Here is a 22,534-nt window from a genome sequence, read left to right on the forward strand (position 1 = left end):
AAGAAGCGAGAATTATACAGCTCTCTGCCTGACTGTCAACTTAATTTTTTACATTTTTTGAAACTGTAAACATTAAGCCAAATGCCAATTCAACTAGCCTTTTCAGGCTCCCTCATCAGCAAGAGGGGCGCATTCTACAGCGTATTGACGCTGGGTCAACAGGAAGATTTTCCCTTTTAGACTTTTTATTACCTAGCTGTTTGAATCTATATGTTTTTTTATTTTCTTAAATTCAAATAGCTGTGAAAACATTCATTTTCTAGCTGCTTGAATGCTGCTTGTTCCGGTCAGAAAATCTTGTTATCGCAGTATTTGATTGTACTAAACAAATCAAAACTGACTTTCTGAGCGAATTCGATACTGGAGTTCCGCTCATTCCAAACTTACTTTAGAATGACCCAAGCAATTTTTTTCTTACCGGCTTGTATTAGATATTTGCCTGCGCCGAGCTGTAAACTAGGCTCAACTATATCCCACTCCACTTTCACACGCCCATTATGAAGCATATCTTTCGCTTGGGCTGAATTGGCAACCAGGTTGGCTTTATTTATAACAGCACCGATGGCTAGCTCAGTTTGTCCTTCCAATGAAATTTCGATTTCAGGTGTCCCCTCTGGCACTTCACCGTCAGTGATAACATTGCCAGCCCCCTTATGAGCAGTGGCTGCGGCTTCTTCACCATGAAAGCGAGCGACTATTTCTCTTGCCAGCTCAATCTTGACATCACGGGGGTTAGCTCCGTTGTCTACGCTAGCCTTCAGTTTTTCAATTTCTTTTATAGATTTAAATGACAGTAGCTCATACCAGCGCCACATCAGTGAGTCAGGGATAGAGACTATCTTTTGAAACATAGTACCTGGTGCTTCGGTAATACCCACATAGTTTCCTAGAGACTTAGACATTTTCTTAATGCCATCCAAGCCTTCTAATAATGGTGTCATGATAACGACTTGTGAATCTTGTCCTTCGGCCTTTTGTAATTCACGCCCCATTAATAGGTTAAATTTCTGATCTGTCCCGCCAAGTTCAACATCAGCTTTTAACGCAACAGAGTCATAACCCTGTACTAAAGGGTAAAGAAATTCGTGAATTGAAATTGATTGATTCGCTTTAAAGCGTTTTTTGAAATCATCTCGTTCTAACATCCGAGCCACACTTAACTTTCCTGCTAACTTAATCATGAAGTCAGCACCTTTTTCTCTAAACCACTCGGAATTAAAACGTATTTCTGTTTTGGTCGGGTCTAGAATTTTAAAGACTTGTTCTTTATAAGTTTTAGCGTTCTCTTCAATTTCTTCGGCAGTGAGTGGCGGACGAGTAGCACTTTTCCCCGTTGGGTCGCCAATAAGCCCGGTAAAGTCACCAATCAAAAAGATGACGGTGTGTCCCATCTGTTGAAATTGACGCATTTTATTGAGAAGAACCGTATGTCCAAGATGCAAATCAGGTGCAGTGGGATCAAAACCTGCCTTTATCCTTAAGGGTTTTCCTGTGGAGAGTTTTTCAATAAGCTCGCTTTCAACTAAAATTTCTTCCGCACCACGACGAATCTCAAGCATCGCCTCATCTACAGGGATCATTTACAGCACTCCAAGTTCTTGTGTTTTAAGTGGTCGGCAATATTATCACAACAGACATAAAATAAGGGGTTCCAATTCTGATCATTTATTGAGAGAATTGGGAGAATTTATAATTTTACCAAGAGTTTGCATATGAAACGTAATAGACTTTTGAACTCCCCAGCAAAGTCAAAACTGTTCTCAAGTGAAAAAAAGTTCTATGGCAAACGTCATCATTACATAGCCTTATCAATTGCAAGCGTGATCGGTGTATTTGTCACCAGCATGGTTCTGGCGACCAGCACCCCAGTCAGCACTGATACTAAATCGCAAACAATTAACCTTCCAGGCCAGATTGGTGCTGAACATACGGCAAACTCTGATGATTCATCAAAACAGTCTGTTCAATTAAGTCTGGCAACACCTGAACAACCAACTGTCAATAATCCACAAACTGAATTAGTTGATATTCCTGACTCTAGCGATCTTGGTGTTGCAGAAACTGCACAGCTTGAACGCATTAATTTAGAAGAATCTCAACAGGAAGAACAGTCTGTATCAGCTACTACAGATGAAAGAGTTAATATGGTAGCCTCGACTGAAGAAGCGGTTGATCCTTCCATAGCAGAATGGAAGCAAGTGACCGTTAAGTCTGGTGACAATCTATCACTCATTTTTCCTAAAGTGGGTTTATCAGCACGCGATGTCTATAACGTTGCACAAACTGGAAAATCTATTAAGCCTTTACTCAATCTTAAACCAGGTCAGGAATTACACTTCGGCCTAACTAAAGATGAAGAAGGACAACCCCAACTTAAGCAACTTGATCTGATTTTTAGTCCTATCAAAAAATTAGAATTAGTGGCCACTGAAGATGGCTATAAGGCTGAAATACTTACAAAAGAAACCGATAAACGCCAAAAACAAGTATTTGGTGAAATTGAATCGTCATTATTCGGTTCAGGTTTACAGGCGGGTCTATCAGATAAACTCGTGATGGAATTAGCCCATATTTTTGGTTGGGATATCGACTTTGCTCTTGACTTGCGTCAGGGAGATAGTTTCAAAGTGATTTTCGAAGAAGATTATCTTGATGGGAAAAAATTTGATGACGGCGATATCTTAGCCGCTGAATTTACAAACCGAGGCAAAACATTCCGAGCTGTTCGTTACACAGACAGCGAAGGCAATACACATTACTTTACTCCTCAGGGTGAAAGTATGAGAAAAACCTTCACCAGAACCCCCGTGCACTTTAGCCGTATCAGTTCTGTCTTTAATCCTAATAGAAAACATCCAGTATTAAAAACAAACAGACCGCATCGTGGTGTTGATTATGCTGCACCGACAGGCACACCTATCTTGGCAACAGGTGATGGCAAGGTCGATTTTATTGGAAATAAAGGTGGTTATGGTCGTGTAATTATCTTATCTCACGGCGGTAAATACACAACACTCTACGGCCACATGTCAAAATTCAAATCAGGTTTAAAACGAGGCCAACGTGTTAAACAAGGACAAGTCATTGGTTATGTCGGTATGAGTGGTCTGGCTACAGGTCCACATTTACATTATGAATTCCGTATCAATGGTATTCATCATAATCCATTAACCGTGGCGCTGCCAAAAGCTGAACCGCTGAACGCAAAATACATGGCAGATTTCAAACAAAAGTCTCAACCACTGCTTGTGCAACTGGATTCATTAAAAGTCCCAACATTGGCACTTAACCAAAACTAAAATATATGAGTCTGTATATTGGTGTGATGTCTGGCACCAGTCTTGATGGTATTGATGTATCTATCACTGACTTCAATGATCAGCAGATACGTTTGATTGCTGCTGAGACTTACCCATTCAGTAATCAGTTAAGAAGAGATCTGCATCAACTAATTAGTTCAGCCAGAACTCACTTACAACAATTGGGGCAAATTGATATTGCCTTAGGCCATGAATATAGCCAGGCAATCAATCAGCTTCTGAATGAAACACAAATAGCTGCAAACAGTATTACAGCGATAGGCTGTCATGGACAGACTATTTTCCATGCACCAGAAGCTCAATATCCATTTAGTATGCAAATAGGCAATGCAAATGTTATTGCTGAGAAAACAGGGATAACGACTGTCGCAGACTTCCGTCAACGGGACATGGTTCTTGGTGGTCAGGGAGCACCATTAGTTCCAGCATTTCACCAAGCACTTTTTCACTCTGGTGATGAAAACAGAGTCATTGCTAACATCGGGGGTATTGGTAATATCACCATTTTGCCAAAAGATAAAAATAAAGCCGTTTCTGGCTTTGATACAGGCCCCGGAAACGTACTGATGGATGAATGGTATCAGCAACACCACTTGGCATTATATGATGCTAATGGTGACTGGGCTCGAGACGGTATCATTGATGAACAACTGTTGGAAACGCTGATGGCAGATAGTTTTTTTCAACAGTCCATACCCAAAAGTACAGGTCGAGAATACTTCAATTTAAAATGGCTGAGCAATATTCTGGCAAATATTGATAAACCTATTCCAGCGAAAGATATTCAAAAGACCTTATTGGAAATGACAGCTCGTTCAATAAGTGATGCCATCATTAATTATGCTGATAATACGGATGCCGTCTTTGTCTGTGGCGGTGGCTCACATAATCAAGTTTTGATGGATGCCTTACGCAAGAATCTATCAGGTGTCAGAGTCGATACGACATCCAGTCTAGGCCTTGCACCCGACTGGGTTGAAGCATGTGCCTTTGCTTGGTTAGCCATGCGAACGCTGTCTCATGCTTCAGGTAACTTGCCTGCCGTCACTGGTGCAGAAAAGTTAAGTCTTCTTGGCGCAATCTACCCATCTAACATCGCTTCATAAGCTACCAGAGACATTAGTGTTTCAGGCAAATGAGTTATATCACTCACATTCATCTGGCATAACCAGCCAGTATCAAATGGATCTTGGTTAATTAATTGTGGTGTATCTGTTAATGACAGATTGACTGCAGTTACTACGCCAGTCAGCAGAGAATAAAACTCTGTCGCTGACTTCATTGATTCAATAACAAATAAGCTATCGCCTATATAGTAATTTTGCCCAATTACCGGTAAATGTACATGAGTAATATCGCCAAGTTGATCCTGTAAAAACTCACTGATCCCCAGTCTTAGTTCATTTCCGCCATCGAGTGGAGCCAACCAGATATGCTCTGGTGAGAAAAAGCGTTGATTAACATCGACCATACAAACTGTTCAGTGATTTCAACCTTTGTGAAATTTCGGGACTAAACATATCCCAATTAAACTGCCAAAGCCAGTTACCCACCATTGTTCCAGGTACATTCATTCTATGTTTACCATCTAGGGACAGGATATCTTGCAATGGTAAGATCGCTAACTCTGATACCGAACGTAAGGCAGAGCGAATCAGTAGCCATGGCATAGACTCTGTTGTTTCCCCGAAGTAGGCCTGAATATGAGCTTTAGTGTGCTCATCAAGCTGCTGATACCAGCCCAGAGTGGTATTGTTATCATGTGTGCCAGTATAAGTCACACTGTCTTCACATTGCTGGTGTGGCAGATAGGGATTTGAAGCATCACCACCAAAGGCAAATTGAAGAATTTTCATGCCCGGCATTCCATATTTTTCCCGAAGCTTAGTTACTTCTTCGGTAATAATGCCTAAATCTTCCGCGACTAAAGGTAGCTCACCAAAATAGTCTAATAATTCATCAAATAGCTGCTCACCGGGTGCAGGCTTCCATTCACCATCTACTGCCGTTTCACATGTTGCAGGAATTTCCCAACAAGCCTCAAATCCTCTGAAATGATCAATTCTGATTAAGTCAAAAAGTGCGAGCTGTGTTTTTAAGCGCCGTTTCCACCAATCAAAATTCTGTTGAATGTGATGTTGCCATTCATACAATGGATTACCCCAGCGCTGGCCTGTTTCAGAAAAATAATCAGGGGGAACCCCTGCAACCCGGGTAGAAGCCCCTTGCTCATCCAAGGTAAATAATAATGGCTCTGCCCAAACATCAGCACTATCATGGGCTACAAAGATAGGCATATCGCCAAATAACTTCACACCTTTCTTATTCGCATATTCTCGTAGTTGCTGCCACTGAGTGAAAAACACATATTGCTCGAAGCGACGAATCATCAATGCTTCATCGCGTTCCTGTGTTACTTTATTTAACGCGTCAGGGTGCCGTTCACGGAGTTCATGTGGCCAGTCAAACCAGGCGCGAGCCTGATTGAGATGACGAATTTCACGAAACAGCACATAGTCATCAAGCCAATACTGCTGTTCACTACAAAACGAAATAAACTGCTGCTTATCTTCCTCAGTAGCATTTTTCAGAAACTGACGATATGCCGTAGCCATTAAGCGCGACATTTTGGCGTCATTTAGTTTTGTCGGTTCCGCCCAGCTTTGCGATTTTAATGTCTCACGGCAAATAAACCGGTTATTACCCGCATGAGCAGACAAGCACTGATATGGTGAGCCATCTTCGTGCGTTGGGCCAAGTGGTAACACCTGCCAGACAGTGCCGCCAGCAGCACAGAGAAAATCAATGAATTTAAAGGCATCTGCTCCGAGATTACCCGAAGGTAAACTCGTTATATGTAAAAGGATGCCGCTTCGGCGCTTACTGAATACTTTTGCTTGATTCACTAGTTAACTTCCACGCCTCATTGTTCCCGACTGTTCCACACCAGCGCCACCATGAGAAACTACTTCAGATAATTTTTGCGGGACAACCTCACCTAACATTTGATACAGGTTAGACAAATGCAGACGATACAAACGCTCAAAATCACTCACACTATCAGCTGAGTTATAGTCGCCAAACCACCAGAACCAGTCTGAGCCTTCACAAATGGCTAGTTGCCTTTCAAGTGCCAGTTGCATTTCTGGCTCAAACTCTTTGCTTGCCATCACCTTATCAAAGGTTTTTTTCGCATCACTCAATAAGTCCCAGGCTCGGTTCTTGTCTTTATCGCCTATCCAGGTGGAGTAAGAACCATAAACCCAGCTCCCACCGACCATTTTAGGCAACTCGGCAGCTTGAACCCCATTTTCAAGACATTCAGTGAATGTGGTAAGTTCGATATCAGGATGCTCAGACAAGGTTCGATAAAGACTCTGTAGGAAATAATAGCCATTGTATGAATAATATTCCCAGGCATTTTCTCCATCCAAAATCACAGAAATGACCCGGTCATCATCCCCCTCGGTATTGGCTTTGATATTGAGGATATGATGGACGAAATCATTGACAGCATCATCAGCCCCCCATTTTGTATAGGTAAAACCAATCATATCCGAGAGACCGTCGTCTCTGTAAAAGCAGACCGGTGACGTGCCAGGTAATTTATATGGTTTATGAATGCTTGCGTCAGTCATGCCAGAAAGTTTTAAACTATTTCTGAGCACATTTTCACCTGTGGCAGCCCATGTGAAGCCATGTTTAGCAATCAGTTTTAATGCCGCTTCTGAAACAGCACCTTCTGAAGGCCAACAGCCTTTAGGTGTAAAACCAAAAAAGGATTTAAAGACTTTTATCCCCTCTTCCATATGCCAGTGGGCACGCTGCTCTCCTCCCGGGTAATGGGTTTCAAGCGGTAGTTCAGCATCAGGCATCGCCTCATGAGCTGAATTGATATCAAGTAATAACGGGATGATTGGATGTGCATATGGCGTCACTGATAACTCAACACGTCCTGTTTCAGCAAGGCGGCGATAACGCGGTATCAAATCTTTTAACAGCTCACCGATAACAATCATCAACTGACGTCTGTCATGAAATGTGTAATGTCTGCCTTTTTTCATTAAAGCCTGAATGCGGACATCGCTGCGTCTGACTGACTCAGCCATCCAGACTAAGTGATACCAGACCAGCATATCGATCATAAACTGATCATTCACATAATTGAGGCGCTCAGGGTCGTTGAGAAGCCAACGCGCCATTTTGACAAGTTTGGCGAAATGCGGAAATGGCTGGATTAATTTTTCATCATTTGCGCGTAAACAGGCATTAATTAATGTTTTACGCTCTTCGGCGTGAACTGGCTGCACAGGAGAGTCCAGGGCAATCAGTAGTGGATCTTTTAACCTACCAGTACCTTTAAATCGCCCTTGCAACTGCTCATCATAGTCAGCAAGTTGCTCCAATAATGTCGGCGCAAAATTGACGACAGCTTTAGCACCAGCCACATTCTCCAAGTGCCACGCCATATCGACGTAATCCTTAATGGCATGAAGATATGTCCATGGCAACTGATACAGTCCACCCATAGGCTCACTGTATTGAGGCTGGTGCATATGCCAGCAAAGTACCACTTTTATTTTATCTGACATAACGATAATTTTGTCCTAACATTTCAGGTGTGACTAAAACCACGCCGTTTGGAGAGACGTAATAACGTTTTGCATCTTGTTCCGGATATTCACCAATCACCGTACCTTCTGGAATAACGCAGCCTTTATCAATAACCACACGTTTAAGTACTGAGTGACGACCAATTGTCACATCTGGTAAAACGACGCTGTCTTCAACCAATGAGTAACTGTGTACCTCAACATTCGAAAATAAAACAGAGTGGCGCACAGTCGAGCCAGAAATGATACAACCTCCAGATACCATTGAATCGACAGCCATCCCTCTTCGGTCATCGTCATCAAACACAAATTTAGCCGGTGGCTGTTGCGCCTGATGTGTCCAGATAGGCCAATCATCGTCATACAGGTTCAACTCAGGTGTCACACCAATCAGTTCCAGGTTGGCAGACCAAAAAGCATCAATAGTCCCTACATCACGCCAATAGCCCGGGTCATTGCCCTGCACATCTTTATACGGAAAAGCAACGACTTTATAGTTTTTAATCAGATTGGGGATAATATCGTGCCCAAAATCATGAGTCGAAGTGCGGGTATCGGCATCCTTGATTAACTGTTCATATAAAAATGCGGCATTAAAAACATAAATGCCCATCGAAGCCAGCGCCACATCTTCGCGGCCCAAAATAGGCGTTGGTTCATCAGGTTTTTCATTAAACGCCACGATGCGTCTGTTTGCATCTACCGACATCACTCCCAGTGACTTGGCTTCTTCAATCGGTACTTCAATGCAGCCAATTGTCATATCCGCGTTTTGAGCAACATGCTCTGCTAGCATATCACCATAATCCATTTTATAAATATGATCACCGGCCAGTATCAGAACATATTCCGGACCATGGTTTCTCAGGATATCGATATTTTGATAGACCGCATCAGCTGTGCCGGCATACCAGCCTCTCTCATTACGCTGTGATGCTGGTAGTAATTCGACAAATTCACCCAGTGCGCCTCGCATAAAGCCCCACCCCTGCTGAACATGCCTGATTAAAGAGTGAGCCTTGTACTGAGTGAGAATTCCCACACGCCGAATACCTGAGTTAACACAATTAGAGAGAGGAAAATCAATAATTCTGAACTTACCACCAAATGGTACGGCGGGTTTAGCACGCCAATCCGTCAGTTGTTTAAGCCGAGAACCACGACCGCCGGCTAAAATTAAAGCCAAGGTATCACGGGTAAGACGACTGACAAAACGGGTACTATTGTTTTCACTCATAGATGAATTCTCCGGCAAAAAACCTATTATTTGTGCTGTAATATTGTTAGCCTGCCATAAGCAAGCATTGAACAGCAATTAAAATTTACAGGACAGTATGACGATGATTTTTGACAACAATTTGAATGAAGACATCATTAAAATTATAGAAGCTCGTCATCATGACCCATTTAGCGTGCTGGGCCTTCATCAGAATGCCGGTCAAGCTGAGATCCGCGCTTTTTTACCTGATACAGAAACCGCCACTATTGACGACAAACTCCCAATGCAACGCGTTGAAGGTAGTGATTTTTTTGTTTGGAAAGGTCCTCAGGAAAAAATTACTTGGCCTTATAAAATACATCGTCACTGTCATAACGGTGAGCAAGTGGCTTACCATGATCCCTACAGTATCATGCCGCAAATATCAGACTATGACCTTCACCTTTTTTCTGAAGGTAAGCATTGGCATGCCTATAAAATTCTGGGTGCGCACTACTACGAAGTTGAAGGGATTAAAGGCACCTTATTCGCCACATGGGCCCCAGGTGCGGAACGTGTAAGTGTTGTCGGTAATTTCAACCAATGGGATGGTCGACGCCATCCTATGAGAGTAAGAGGAGCAACCGGTGTATGGGAAATTTTTATTCCTGAACTCATGCCGGGTGAACTCTATAAGTTTGAAATTAGGAGTCGCCAAGGTGGCTCACTGCACCTGAAAATGGATCCTTATGGACAACAATGTGAATTAAGACCAGGCACCGCCTCCATTATTACCCACCCAAGCAAACACCAATGGAGTGATGAGGAATGGCTTGCAACACGGGAACGAAGTAACTGGCTCCACACCCCCCATTCCATCTACGAAGTCCATCTCGGTTCATGGAAACGCCATCAGGATGGAGGTTTTTACAACTATCGTGAGTTAGCCGACGAGCTTGTGCCGTATGTCAACGAGATGGGGTTTACTCATATTGAATTGTTACCGATTACCGAACATCCTTTGGATATCTCATGGGGTTATCAAACTACCGGCTACTTTGCGCCAACCAGTCGCTTCGGCAGCCCCGATGATTTCCGCTATTTTGTCGATCAATGTCACCAACACGATATTGGCGTGATATTAGACTGGGTTCCGGGCCACTTTCCTAAAGACTCACATGGACTTGCTAAATTTGATGGGACAGCATTGTATGAACATGCAGATCCCCGACGCGGCGAACACCAGGATTGGGGCACACTTATCTTTAACTATGGCAGAAAAGAAGTATTTAACTTCTTATTATCGAGTGCTTTTTACTGGTTGGAAGAATTCCATATCGATGGGCTTCGCGTCGATGCAGTAGCCTCTATGTTGTATCTGGATTATTCAAGAAAAGAAGGAGAGTGGCTTCCAAACCAATATGGTGGCCGTGAAAACCTCGAAGTTATCGAGTTTTTCAAACACGTTAACAGCGTATTACACAGTGAGCACCCTGGTTGTATTATCACGGCTGAAGAGTCTACCTCCTACCCAATGATTTCTCGGCCAACAGATATCGGTGGTCTCGGTTTTTCTATGAAGTGGAATATGGGCTGGATGCACGATATTTTAGAATATATGCAACAAGATCCCATTCATCGTCGCTATCATCACGATGATCTGACCTTTGGCCTGCTCTACGCATTCACAGAAAACTTTGTTTTACCTTTCTCTCATGATGAAGTTGTGCACGGCAAACGTCCTATGATCTACAAAATGCCTGGTGATGAATGGCAACGCTTTGCTAACTTACGCATGCTCTATACCTTCATGTTCAGCTATCCAGGCAAAAAACTGCTGTTTATGGGATGTGAATTTGGTCAGGGCAGCGAATGGAACTGTGAAAAAGATTTGGATTGGTATGTACTCGACTATCCGGTGCATCAGGGACTGAAAAAACTGGTGGCGGATCTCAACAATACTTATAAAAGTCTGCCAGCACTGTATAAACACGAATTTGAATCACAAGGCTTTGAATGGATTGATTGTAATGACAGGGAACATTCCATTCTGAGTTATTTACGCAAAAATAATGAAGAATTTATTATTGCTGTATTCAACTTTACACCCGTTCCACGAGATAGCTACCGTCTCGGCGTACCTGAACTGGGGGATTACGAAATCATTATCAATTCAGACTCTGAGTATTACGCGGGTAGCAATTACCATAATCTGCCTGTTATGAGTGCTGAACAAACAGCGTGGTCAGACAGACCATATTCAATACAACTCAATCTACCGCCATTATCCGGGCTGATTTTGCAAAAGAAACATTGAACGAAAAGATAGGCTTATTCCTACTGCTCTATCAGGAGGAATAAGCTATTGAGATTTACTTACTGTCTTAACTCGCGAATGAGTTTAATCAGATGTGTTGTTGAGCTGTCGTGAGCTGAAATCTCTGCATCATCTTTCAGTTCAGGAACAATCGCTTTAGCTAACTGTTTACCAAGTTCAACACCCCATTGGTCAAAAGAATTAATATTCCAGACCACACCTTGAACAAACACTTTATGTTCATACAATGCCACTAATTGTCCCAACATTTCTGGGGTAAGTTTAGGAAATAACAGGACGTTACTTGGTCGGTTTCCAGGGAAAACTTTATGAGGTAACAGCGCTTCAAGCTCTTTGCCTTCATAACCTTCTTTAACCAGCTCAGCACGCACTTCTTCAGCTGTTTTACCTTTCATTAGCGCTTCGGCTTGTGCCAGGCCATTTGCTAATAGAATAGACTGATGATCACATTCTGGATAATGACTATTCACCGGCAAGACAAAATCTACTGGGATTAACTGTGTACCTTGATGAATCAACTGAAAATAGGCATGTTGGCCATTAGTACCCGGTGTACCCCAAATAACAGGACCGGTTTTATAGTTGATACGTGCGCCAGAACGGTTAATAAATTTACCGTTACTTTCCATGTCCAGCTGTTGCATATGGCTAGGGAAACGAGCGAGTGAGTGATCATAAGGTACAATCGCCTGGGTTTGTGAATTAAAGAAATTCACATACCAAATACCCAACATACCCATGATCACTGGGATATTTTCTTTCAATGGTTGCTGACGGAAATGGTTATCCATCTGATGACCACCATCAAGCAAACGCTCAAAATTATCCATACCGGTATAGAGAGCTATCGGCAGACCAATGGCACTCCACAAGGAATAGCGGCCACCGACCCAGTCCCAGATTTCAAACATATTGGCAGTATCAATACCAAATTTAGCGACTTCATCAGCATTGGTTGAGACAGCAACAAAATGTTTTGCTACATCTTCTTGTTTACCTTGTTTCAAAAACCAATTACGTGCTGAGTGAGCATTTGTAATCGTTTCCTGAGTGGTGAAGGTTTTTGAGGCAACAACAAATAAGGTCGTTTCAGGGTTTAATTTTTCTAAGGTTGTGCTTAAATCTGTGCCATCAACATTAGACACAAAATGCACACCCATCCCATCAATACCATAAGGCTCAAGTGCATCACAAATCATGGCAGGCCCTAAATCGGAGCCGCCGATGCCGATATTAACAATGTCTGTAATCTTTTTACCAGAGAACCCTAACCACGTGCCACTATGTACCTGCTCACAAAAATTACGCATTTTATCAAGCACAGCGTTGACCATTGGCATGACATCTTTGCCGTCCACCATCACCGGTGTATTACTTCGATTTCGAAGCGCGGTGTGTAATACAGCCCGACCTTCCGTATGGTTAATGGCTTCACCTTTGAACATACGCTCAATCCAGTCCTGAATTTCAACGGCTTCAGCTAACTGGATTAACTTATCTACTGTTTCTTGAGTAATACGGTTTTTGGAGTAGTCCAGTAACAAATCACCACTTTTGATAGAAAATCGTTCAAACCGGTTTGAGTCAAGCGCAAACTGCTCACGCATGGATACGAATTTCAGGTCAGAATAGTGTCTGACCAAAGACTGCCATTCAGGTATATTCAAAGGTGTCATAGTTCTTAGATTTCTTGTATTAGTTATAATTATTGACTGAGGAATGAAGGCAGTTCAGCCCATTTTATGGTCTGCTGCTCCCCTGTCGCCATGGTTTTAATACCGATTGTTTGGTTAGACACTTCTTCATCCCCCAGAATAAGTGTCCAACGAGCTCCACTTCGATCAGCGCGTTTGAATTGGCTTTTAAAACTACCACCACCGCAATGGCTTATCAACCTTATACCAGGAAGCTCATCGCGTAAGCGTTCGGTTAATAACGCGGCCTGTGCCATGGCTTGTTCACCTACGGCGACTAAATACGCATCAGTTTGCTTTATTTCAGGTAGAGCGTCAGTTGCTTCAAGCAGAGCCACAAGGCGCTCTAAACCAATAGCAAAGCCAATTGCAGTAGCCTCTTTGCCTCCCAGCTGAGCTACTAAGCCATCATAACGACCGCCCGCACAGACTGTACCTTGTGAGCCAAGCTGATCAGTAACCCATTCGAATACAGTTTTACCGTAATAATCCAAACCTCTGACCAGTCTTGGATTAATTTCATAGGCGATATTGACACTGTCGAGTATCTGACATAACTGTTCAAAATGTTGCTTAGATTCTTCATCCAGATAATCGATTAATTTGGGTGCAGCGTCATTGAGCGCTTGCATCTCTGGATTTTTACTATCCAGAATCCGCAGAGGATTCGAATGTAAACGGCGCTGACTATCCTCATCCAGTTCTGACTGATGTTGTTCAAAGTAGGCAATTAATACTTCACGGTAGGCTAAGCGAGCTTCTGTGCTGCCTAATGAGTTTATCTGTAACGTTACACCTTTCAAGCCTAATGCTTTCCATAGCCTCGCCGTCAGCATAATCATCTCAGCATCGATATCAGGGCCATTAAAACCATAGGCTTCAACACCTATTTGATGGAACTGGCGATAACGGCCTTTTTGCGGACGTTCATGACGGAACATGGGCCCCATATACCAGAGACGCTGTGTTTGATTGAGTAAACCGTTTTGCATGGCTGCACGAACACAGCCAGCCGTACCTTCCGGACGTAGCGTCAAACTGTCGCCATTACGATCCTCAAAGGTATACATTTCTTTTTCGACGATATCAGTGACTTCACCGATAGAACGTTTAAAAAGCTCTGTTTTTTCAACGATTGGGAAACGAATTTCTTGATATCCATAACCAGCAAGAACATCTTTTAAGATAGTTTCTATCACTTGCCAGTATGGGGTTGCTTCAGGGAGAATATCGTTCATCCCCCTGATAGAGCGGATAATCTCTGCCACGTCTAACTAATATCCTTTATCGGTATTGTTTTAATATTACTTTGTTGTTGTTTTTGTATTTCAATACGCTTGCGTATTTGCTGCTCCAGCTCGTCCACCAAAGCCTCATTTTCTACTTTATGGTTTGGCTTTCCATCGACATAGAGCAAATTGGGTGTGCCGCCTGTCAAACCAATGGCCGCTTCTTTCGCTTCACCTGGACCATTTACAACACAGCCAATAACAGCCACATCCATCGGCTCTGTAATATCTTCAAGTCTGGCTTCAAGAGCATTAACTGTAGAAATGACATCGAATTGCTGACGAGAGCATGAAGGACAGGCAATTAAGTTGATACCTTTACTACGAATTCGCAAGCTTTTTAAAATATCAAAGCCGACTTTGATTTCTTCTACAGGATCTGCAGCAAGTGAAACACGAATGGTATCGCCAATGCCTTCAGATAGTAGCATTCCCAGGCCTATCGCTGACTTGACTGAACCAGAACGCAAACCACCGGCTTCGGTGATCCCTAAATGCAGTGGTTGTTCAATCTGCTGAGCAAGTTTTCTGTATGCATGCACTGTCATAAACACATCAGATGCTTTTAGACTGACTTTAAAATCGGGATAGTTCAACCTATCCAGAATATCAATATGTCTCAACGCCGATTCAACTAAAGCATCTGGAGTAGGCTCACCATATTTTTTCTGTAATTCTTTTTCTAAAGACCCCGCATTCACACCAATACGAATAGGAATGCCGTGATCACGTGCACTATCGACAACAGCACGGACACGTTCTTCCCGTCCGATATTACCCGGGTTAATTCGGAGACAATCGACACCAAGCTCCGCAACACGTAGCGCAATTTTGTAATCAAAATGGATATCAGCTACCAGCGGAATAGAGACTTGTTGTTTAATTTTACCAAAGGCCTCTGCAGCATCCATGGTAGGCACAGAAACACGCACAATATCAGCGCCTACATTTTGTAATGCCTTAATTTGAGCTACAGTGGCGGCGACATCAGTCGTCTCAGTATTTGTCATACTTTGAACTGCAACAGGTGCATCACCACCAACAGCAACATTACCGACCATTATCTGTCTGGATTTTCGCCGCTGAATATTGACTGTCGTATTTTCCATCATGACTGAGCTCCTAACGTCAGTTTTGCGACATTGCCCTGTGTGTATGGCGCCAGATCAACAGGTTTACTGTTGTAAGTAACATCAGCAAAATCTGCTTTACCTAATAAAATTTTTACTGGCAGTTCACTTTTCAACTCAACAGATTGTTTGGCTTTCATGACTTGGCTTAATAAGACATTCATCGCCGTATCAGTTACTTCAACCCAGCAGTCGCCACTAAAAGACATTTTGAGGATATTTTGTTGAGGTTCTGATGCTGATTCTGACGCCATATTGGCCACATCAGCAATATCCGTATCCTCAGCAGAATCAACAGCACTGTTATCGGGTTCGACTGCACCAGCAGTATCATCTTCTGGCATTAAGTCAGGCGAATCCGCTACCGGTTCATGACTAGTAACAGTCTCTTGATCAGCCGGTTTATCAAGTTCAGTTTTATCCGGCACCACTGAACCAACCTCATCCGCTTCGCTAGAGGTTGACGTTTGATTGGTTTGCCACTGTTGATAAGCTGACCAGATAATAAAGGTGCCGACAAGTAGAAAAATAATCATCAACCAGGGGAATGGTTTTTGTTCTACAGCGCCGAGAGTCTTAACCAGTCTTGGCTCATCATCAACCAGTAAATACTCGTCATTGAAGACAGCTAGCATTTCTTCCTGAGGTAAACCCAAAAATTTCACATAGCTGGCAAAATAGCCACGAGCATATGTCCGTCCATGCAGTTTATCCCACTGCTGATTTTCGAGATAAATAATAATATCTCTGGTTAAACGGAGCTGCGTTGCCACTTCTGCTACGGATAATTTTTTATTTTCACGTGCCTGCTGAAGACGTGCTCCAAGACTCGGGGTATTCGAAGTCACTACAAAATCGTCATTCAAATCACTCATCACTCAACAAGCCCTTGGTTAACAATACGCATCTCATCCGAATCAGGAAAACGAGAACGCAAAATAAGTTTATAGCTGGATACAACGTTTTTATCAGCTAATTTAGTTTCAATTTTGATCCCTAATAAAAGGGCTTGTGGCGTCCAACTAGCCGCTTGCTGAAAGCGTTGAATATAGCCTCTGGCCTGTAAATAATTTTGTTGTTGATAGCTTATAGAAGCCATCTTTAATAAGGACTTAGGTAATCTCGGCGCCATCTGTAATGCTTTACGGAAATAACCTTCCGCTCGATCTGTAGCCCCTGCTTTTTCCGTACAAAGCCCGGCATTTTCATAAGCCAGAGCAGCACTGGCGTACAGTGGATTTTCTAATGCCTTAAGAAAGCGTTTCTCAGCTTCATCATATCTAGACTGCTGACATAAAAAAACACCGTAGTTATTTTGTGCTTCTGAATAATCGGGTTCTAGTTGAACAGCCCTTTCGAAATGTTCTTCTGCTTTATCGTTCTCACCTAAATACTGATAGAGAAGTGCAATCGTGTTATGCGCACTGGATAAATTAGGATTTTGCTTTAACGCTTTTTCTAATTTTTCCAAGGCAATTTTGTAATCACCACGCTGCATGTAATTCAAGCCAAGACGCATGTTAATGTCAGCAGCTTTTGCATCCTTTGCAACATATTCGCTTCTCGTACCACCGGTACTATTACACGCAGTGAGAACAAAAAACGCTATCAAAATTAAAGCAAAACTGACGCGATTACTCATCGATGAAACACAACCTCCTGAGCTCGCATACGTTCACTTCGACGTGACTTATCCTGTACTTCGCCAGCAAGCTGACCACAGGCAGCGACAATATCATCACCTCGAGTTTTTCTAACCGTAGCAACGAGACCTTGATCGATCAAATATTGCTGAAACCTGACAATCTGATTACGCGAAGAACATTTGTAATGTGTTCCGGGAAACGGATTAAAAGGGATCAAATTAATTTTGTTTGGTAAACCTTTTAAAAGTCGAACCAAGTCTTTTGCATCCTGGATGGAATCATTAATACCATCCAACATCACATATTCGACGGTAATATGACGTCGCTGCTGACCGACGACATAACGCTTGCAAGCCGCTAATAACTCTGCAATCGGGTACTTCTGGTTAATCGGAACAATTTGATTTCTTAACTCATCATTAGCCGCGTGTAATGAAATGGCCAGACTCACATGACAATCTTCGCGAAGTTTATCAATCATCGGTACTATTCCAGAGGTACTCAATGTCAATCGCCGCCATGAAATACCATAACCAAAATCATCACGCATCAAGTTCATAGCGGTGACAACATTACTATAGTTAGCCAACGGCTCCCCCATTCCCATCATCACCACATTGGTGACAACTCGGTTACCTTTGGGATCTTTACCTAAAGCTTCATTGGCAATCCATAACTGCGCAATAATTTCTGCAGCATCCAGATTGCGATTAAAACCTTGTTGGGCTGTTGAGCAAAATGTACAGGTCAACGCGCAACCGACTTGAGAAGATACACATAAGGTTCCTCTCCCACTTTCTGGAATAAAAACCGTCTCGATAGCATTGCCACAGGAGAGTTTAATAATCCATTTACGCGTACCATCCTGAGAGATATGTTCGTGCATCACTTCAGGCAATTTAATTTCAGCAACCGCCTGCAATTTTTCTCTTAGTGCTTTGCTCAGATTACTCATCTCAGCAAAGTCAGTGATCCGATATTTATGGATCCACTGTAAAAGCTGACGAGCACGGAAAGGTTTTTCGTCTAATTCGACGAAAAACGCTTCCAGACCATGCAGGTCTAATCCCAGAAGATTCGTGCGTTCAGTCATAAATTACTCTTAGCGTGTACGGGCGCAAACTTCATCATCAGCGAAGAAGTAAGACACTTCACGTGCAGCACTTTCAACTGAGTCAGAACCATGTACCGCATTTTCATCAATGCTTTGAGCGAAATCAGCACGAATTGTACCTGCAGCGGCTTCAGCTGGGTTTGTTGCACCCATCAGATCACGGTGAGTTAAAACCGCATTTTCACCTTCCAGTACTTGAACGATAACGGGTCCAGAAGTCATAAAGCTGACAAGGTCTTTAAAGAAAGGACGTTCTTTGTGTTCCGCGTAAAAGCCTTCCGCTTTTTCTTGTGACAGGTGCATCATTTTTGCAGCCACAATTTTTAAGCCTGCTTTTTCAAAGCGCGTGTAAATTTCACCAATGACATTTTTTGCAACAGCATCAGGTTTGATGATAGAAAGAGTGCGTTCAATCGCCATGTTATTCCTCTATATTTAATTTGAGTCAAGAAAATCCTGATATTCTAGCATTTCTCAGCCATCTAATATCAATGTTGTGAAACAAATCACGTTAAATCTGTTTTTACTTTGGATTTTATGGCAAAAGCATTACTATCAGATGACTATTTAGTAACCATAGGAAGCCATTTTGACTACCCAATCTGCATTTAAGCGCATCGGACTTTTTATTCGTAAAGACGACCCTGTTATGGAAAATGCGGTTGAGCAGGTAAACGAATTTCTGGCAACACGGGATTTAACCGTGGTGTGTAATGAGCCACTGTCATTTTTACCGTCACTGGATGTTATTTCAATTAAAGAATTCAAAACCCATTGTGACCTGACAATTGCGATTGGTGGTGATGGTACCCTGCTTTCTGCATCACGGGCACTGGCTGGCACAAATATGCCAGTGGTAGGTATCAATGTGGGTAGACTCGGTTTTCTGGCTGATGTCACATTAACGAATTTAGCACACCAACTTGATGCTATTCTTTGTGGCCACTACCGTGATGATAGACGTTTTTTACTCAACGCAACCATAAAAAATTCGACAAAAACACCCAGCATTGCCATGAATGATGTTGTCATTCATTCTCATCAGAATTTACATATGATTGAGTTTGAAACTCATATCAACGGCCGTTTTCTAAATAGTCAGCGTGCAGATGGGATTGTTGTCTCTACCCCAACAGGCTCAACAGCCTACGCCATGTCAGCAGGTGGTCCTATTCTTGATGTTGATCTGGATGTTGTCGTTTTAGCTTCAGTCTGTCCCCACACATTAAGTAACCGTCCTTTAGTCATTTCTGCCAATAATGTGATTGAAATTACATTAAGTGAAAACAACATCACTACAGCCATGGTGACGTGTGACGGACGTCCTGGGCTGGTTTTACAACCAGGCCAGACTGTTCGCATAGAAAAACACGAAAGTCGAATCAGACTATTGCATCTTGAAGATCACGACCATTATTCTATTCTCCGCGCCAAACTGGAATGGGGAAGAAAGTTAACATGCTAATCAGTCTGACTGTTAGGAATTTAGCCGTTGTAGAAGATCTCGCTCTGACATTTGAACCTGGTATGACATCGCTAACCGGTGAGACTGGTGCGGGTAAATCAATGCTGGTTGATGCACTTAGTCTGGTACTTGGTGACCGCGCAGATTCAAACATGATTCGCCATGGTGCCGAACGTGCTGAAATTGAAGCTGATTTTAATTTAGACAACAACACGACCCTGGCTAAATGGTTACAAGAAAATGAGCTAGACGAAGATGAACAATGTCATTTACGCCGTACGATAAGCCGTGACGGCCGCTCTAAGGGGTATATTAACGGTCGTGCGGTCCCGCTAGCCTTGTTGAAAGAAGTCAGTGAACGCAGTATTGATATTCATGGTCAACATGCACATCAATCATTAATTCGGCCACAAACACAACGAGAAATTTTAGACATTGTCGCAGACAATAAAGCCTTACTGAATAACTTAAAAACAGCCTATCGCGACTGGTCAGCATCTCAGCAAGAACTTGAGCTACTGCAAAGCCAGGCTGAAGAGCAAAAGGCAAAACAAGAATTACTGCAGTATCAGGTATCAGAGCTGGAAAGCTTTCAGTTAACACAAACGCATATTCAAGACCTTCTTCAGCAACAGAGTCAACTTGCCAATGCCTCCCAGCTCATTAGTGTGGCCGAAGCCGGTTTACATCGCATTTTTGATGAAGAACAAGCAGCGGCCTACGATATTATCAATCACACATTAAGTGAGCTCGAGAAACTACAAGATCTTGAACCACGCTTTGCCAGCGCCGTTGAAACGCTTAACGCCGCCATTATCAACCTCGATGAAACAGCAAATGACTTGCGGCATTATCTGGATCATATCGATCTTGATCCGGCTCGTTTGAACGCTATCGAAGATGAATTGTCACAACTTCACGATATTGCGCGTAAGCATCATGTCGAGGTTGAACAACTCCCCGCACTATATGAAGAATTAAGTACAGAGCTGGAAAGGCTTTCCAATAGTGAAGTCCATCTTGCCGAACTGCAGAAAGCCTTATCAAACAAAGAGGCAAATTGCCTTGCATTAAGCCGTGAAATACACGAAAAAAGAGTCAAAACAGCCAAACCACTAGCTAAACAGATTTCAGCATCAATCAAACAGCTGGCAATTCCTTCCGGCGAAATAGACATCGAAGTCGTTGCTAATAGTGATGAAAAATTCTCAGAACATGGTATGGACAGCGTTCGTATCCTGGTTAGAACGAACCCAGGACAACCATCAGGTGAGCTGGCAAAAGTAGCTTCCGGTGGTGAGCTGGCACGGATTAGTCTGGCAATTCAAGTTGTCACAGCAGGAAAACGCACTGTTCCAACCTTAATTTTTGATGAAGTTGATGTAGGCATAGGTGGAAGCGTTGCGGAAGTCGTTGGGCAACACCTAAGAAAACTGGCAACTACGCAGCAAGTCATCTGTATTACTCATTTACCTCAAGTCGCTGCGCAAGCGCATCATCAGCTACAAGTGAACAAGAAACATTTAGATGACAGCACGCACATTGTTGTTGATAAGCTCGACAGACAACAACGAATTGAAGAAATTGCCAGAATGTTAGGTGGCGTGAACCTGACCCAAAAAACACGCTCTCACGCAGAAGAAATGTTGGATCAGGCTCAACAATAAAAATAACCCAAAGCTATTGTTCTTTTTGACACAGACGACAAATGCCATAGATATACAAGCTATGGTCAGTCATCTCAAACCCTTTTTCTTTAGCAATAGCACGTTGACGTTGTTCAATCACTTCATCAACGAATTCTTCAATGCGATTACAGCGAACACATAAAAGATGGTCATGATGACTGCCATCTTGTAGTTCGAATACAGCATGTCCGCCTTCAATGCTCAGTCTTGAAACTAAGCCTGCACCTTCAAATTGTGTCAGCACACGATAAACCGTTGCTAAACCAATTTCTTCTCCCATATCCAGTAATGCCTTATAGACATCTTCCGCACTCATGTGACGTAATTCAGAGGTTTCCAGAATCTCCAAAACTTTTAGTCTTGGCAGCGTCACTTTTAATCCAGCTTTTCGTAAATCTTGTCTTTCCATTATTATTGTTGCCTCGTAGAAATGCTGCGAATAGAGTATCATCGCAGATTGGTAATTAACTACAGAAATTAATACTAAATGAAAAGCTCCGTTGTTTACAGCCTTTCCTTGGCAGTTCTTTTATCGTTGTCAGCTTGTAGCACTGATAAAATCCCCGGTGTTTACCGCATCGACATTCAGCAAGGTAATGATGTTACTCAAGAAATGCTCAATCAACTTGAACCTGGTATGACCAAAAATCAAGTTGCTTATGTCATGGGAACACCACTACTAATTGACACTTTTCATCCTAATCGTTGGGACTACCTCTACAGCTACCAACCTGGCGGTGAAGATCGTGAGCAGCGCAGAATTACACTTCACTTTGATGAGGCAGATCAGCTGATACGTATTGATGGTGATACTCGGACTGTGGCGAAAGCCGATTTACCTCAAGTAGAACGTCAGGATAAAAATGTTATTGTTCCTCTGACTGAGAAAAAATCAGGACTTTTCTCTAAAATGAAAAGCTTGGTAGGTCTGGGCGACGATGATGAAGATGTAGAAGTTATCGAAGGTACAAATCCTGCGAAGCCAGAAATTGATCAACAACAGGTTCCCGATACAGATATTCAATAAACAAAGGCGCCT

At 42.7% G+C, this 22,534-nt stretch carries 19 protein-coding genes; 6 read left to right on the forward strand and 13 right to left on the reverse strand.

The features are described 5' to 3' along the window. Positions 1-383: 383 nt before the first annotated feature. Positions 384-1,580: a tyrosine--tRNA ligase gene (gene tyrS / locus B2248_RS09030; RefSeq protein WP_273181082.1), complete on the reverse strand. Its 1,197-nt coding sequence runs from the start codon at positions 1,578-1,580 to the stop codon at positions 384-386. A gap of 132 nt (positions 1,581-1,712) precedes the next feature. On the opposite strand from tyrS, the gene B2248_RS09035 reads away from it, so the two are divergent. Then, the gene (locus B2248_RS09035) at positions 1,713-3,299 is read left to right on the forward strand and encodes an OapA family protein (protein WP_273181084.1); all 1,587 of its coding nucleotides are present in this window, start codon (positions 1,713-1,715) and stop codon (positions 3,297-3,299) included. A gap of 5 nt (positions 3,300-3,304) precedes the next feature. Continuing rightward, entirely contained in the window at positions 3,305-4,426 is a 1,122-nt protein-coding gene (locus B2248_RS09040) for an anhydro-N-acetylmuramic acid kinase (protein ID WP_273181085.1), read from the forward strand. On the opposite strand, the gene B2248_RS09045 is transcribed toward B2248_RS09040, so the two are convergent. The 4 genes from B2248_RS09045 to glgC are packed head-to-tail and all read right to left on the reverse strand — an operon-like array spanning position 4,402 to position 9,170. After that, on the reverse strand, positions 4,402-4,791 hold the full coding sequence (locus tag B2248_RS09045; RefSeq protein WP_273181087.1) for a glycine cleavage system protein H: 390 nt from the start codon (positions 4,789-4,791) through the stop codon (positions 4,402-4,404). The two genes, B2248_RS09040 and B2248_RS09045, sit on opposite strands and share 25 nt — an antisense overlap. Beyond that, positions 4,778-6,226, reverse strand: coding sequence for a 4-alpha-glucanotransferase (gene malQ / locus B2248_RS09050; protein WP_273181089.1), 1,449 nt, complete (start codon positions 6,224-6,226; stop codon positions 4,778-4,780). The genes B2248_RS09045 and malQ overlap by 14 nt, the downstream gene beginning before the upstream one ends. Before the next feature lie 3 nt (positions 6,227-6,229). Continuing rightward, positions 6,230-7,912 (reverse strand): glycoside hydrolase family 57 protein, encoded by a 1,683-nt coding sequence (locus tag B2248_RS09055; RefSeq protein ID WP_273181091.1) that lies wholly within the window; start codon positions 7,910-7,912, stop codon positions 6,230-6,232. Next, positions 7,902-9,170: a glucose-1-phosphate adenylyltransferase gene (gene glgC, locus B2248_RS09060; protein ID WP_273181093.1), complete on the reverse strand. Its 1,269-nt coding sequence runs from the start codon at positions 9,168-9,170 to the stop codon at positions 7,902-7,904. The genes B2248_RS09055 and glgC overlap by 11 nt, the downstream gene beginning before the upstream one ends. Before the next feature lie 97 nt (positions 9,171-9,267). Here glgC and glgB point away from each other — a divergent pair, with 97 nt between their 5' ends. After that, on the forward strand, positions 9,268-11,448 hold the full coding sequence (gene glgB, locus B2248_RS09065) for a 1,4-alpha-glucan branching protein GlgB (protein WP_273181095.1): 2,181 nt from the start codon (positions 9,268-9,270) through the stop codon (positions 11,446-11,448). Between the two features lie 59 nt (positions 11,449-11,507). Here the strand turns inward: glgB and pgi are convergent, their stop codons facing one another. The 7 genes from pgi to ndk are packed head-to-tail and all read right to left on the reverse strand — an operon-like array spanning position 11,508 to position 18,762. Continuing rightward, positions 11,508-13,145 (reverse strand): glucose-6-phosphate isomerase, encoded by a 1,638-nt coding sequence (pgi, locus tag B2248_RS09070; RefSeq protein ID WP_273181097.1) that lies wholly within the window; start codon positions 13,143-13,145, stop codon positions 11,508-11,510. Positions 13,146-13,174: 29 nt separating this feature from the next. After that, positions 13,175-14,431 carry a histidine--tRNA ligase gene (gene hisS, locus B2248_RS09075; RefSeq protein WP_273181101.1) on the reverse strand — a complete coding sequence of 419 codons (1,257 nt, stop codon included), beginning with the start codon at positions 14,429-14,431 and terminating at the stop codon, positions 13,175-13,177. 2 nt (positions 14,432-14,433) lie between these two features. Beyond that, on the reverse strand, positions 14,434-15,561 hold the full coding sequence (gene ispG / locus B2248_RS09080; RefSeq protein WP_348530029.1) for a flavodoxin-dependent (E)-4-hydroxy-3-methylbut-2-enyl-diphosphate synthase: 1,128 nt from the start codon (positions 15,559-15,561) through the stop codon (positions 14,434-14,436). Then, positions 15,561-16,457: a RodZ domain-containing protein gene (locus tag B2248_RS09085; protein ID WP_273181104.1), complete on the reverse strand. Its 897-nt coding sequence runs from the start codon at positions 16,455-16,457 to the stop codon at positions 15,561-15,563. Before B2248_RS09085 ends, ispG begins: the two co-directional genes overlap by 1 nt. Next, positions 16,457-17,224, reverse strand: coding sequence for a type IV pilus biogenesis/stability protein PilW (gene pilW / locus B2248_RS09090; protein ID WP_273181105.1), 768 nt, complete (start codon positions 17,222-17,224; stop codon positions 16,457-16,459). The genes B2248_RS09085 and pilW overlap by 1 nt, the downstream gene beginning before the upstream one ends. Further along, positions 17,221-18,321: a 23S rRNA (adenine(2503)-C(2))-methyltransferase RlmN gene (gene rlmN, locus B2248_RS09095; RefSeq protein ID WP_273181106.1), complete on the reverse strand. Its 1,101-nt coding sequence runs from the start codon at positions 18,319-18,321 to the stop codon at positions 17,221-17,223. The genes pilW and rlmN overlap by 4 nt, the downstream gene beginning before the upstream one ends. A gap of 9 nt (positions 18,322-18,330) precedes the next feature. Beyond that, positions 18,331-18,762: a nucleoside-diphosphate kinase gene (gene ndk, locus B2248_RS09100; protein WP_273181108.1), complete on the reverse strand. Its 432-nt coding sequence runs from the start codon at positions 18,760-18,762 to the stop codon at positions 18,331-18,333. Between the two features lie 169 nt (positions 18,763-18,931). Here ndk and B2248_RS09105 point away from each other — a divergent pair, with 169 nt between their 5' ends. Further along, complete coding sequence (locus B2248_RS09105; protein ID WP_007146272.1) at positions 18,932-19,807, forward strand: NAD(+) kinase; 876 nt, start codon at positions 18,932-18,934, stop codon at positions 19,805-19,807. Next, entirely contained in the window at positions 19,801-21,474 is a 1,674-nt protein-coding gene (recN, locus tag B2248_RS09110) for a DNA repair protein RecN (protein ID WP_273181110.1), read from the forward strand. Before B2248_RS09105 ends, recN begins: the two co-directional genes overlap by 7 nt. A gap of 13 nt (positions 21,475-21,487) precedes the next feature. On the opposite strand, the gene fur is transcribed toward recN, so the two are convergent. Next, on the reverse strand, positions 21,488-21,910 hold the full coding sequence (fur, locus tag B2248_RS09115) for a ferric iron uptake transcriptional regulator (protein ID WP_202796146.1): 423 nt from the start codon (positions 21,908-21,910) through the stop codon (positions 21,488-21,490). Positions 21,911-21,982: 72 nt separating this feature from the next. Here fur and B2248_RS09120 point away from each other — a divergent pair, with 72 nt between their 5' ends. Further along, the gene (locus B2248_RS09120) at positions 21,983-22,522 is read left to right on the forward strand and encodes an outer membrane protein assembly factor BamE (protein ID WP_273181113.1); all 540 of its coding nucleotides are present in this window, start codon (positions 21,983-21,985) and stop codon (positions 22,520-22,522) included. The last annotated feature ends 12 nt before the right edge of the window (positions 22,523-22,534 follow it).

This window comes from Methylophaga sp. UBA2012, from assembly GCF_002335235.1.
In the GTDB taxonomy this organism is placed as follows: Bacteria; Pseudomonadota; Gammaproteobacteria; order Nitrosococcales; family Methylophagaceae; genus Methylophaga; species Methylophaga thalassica.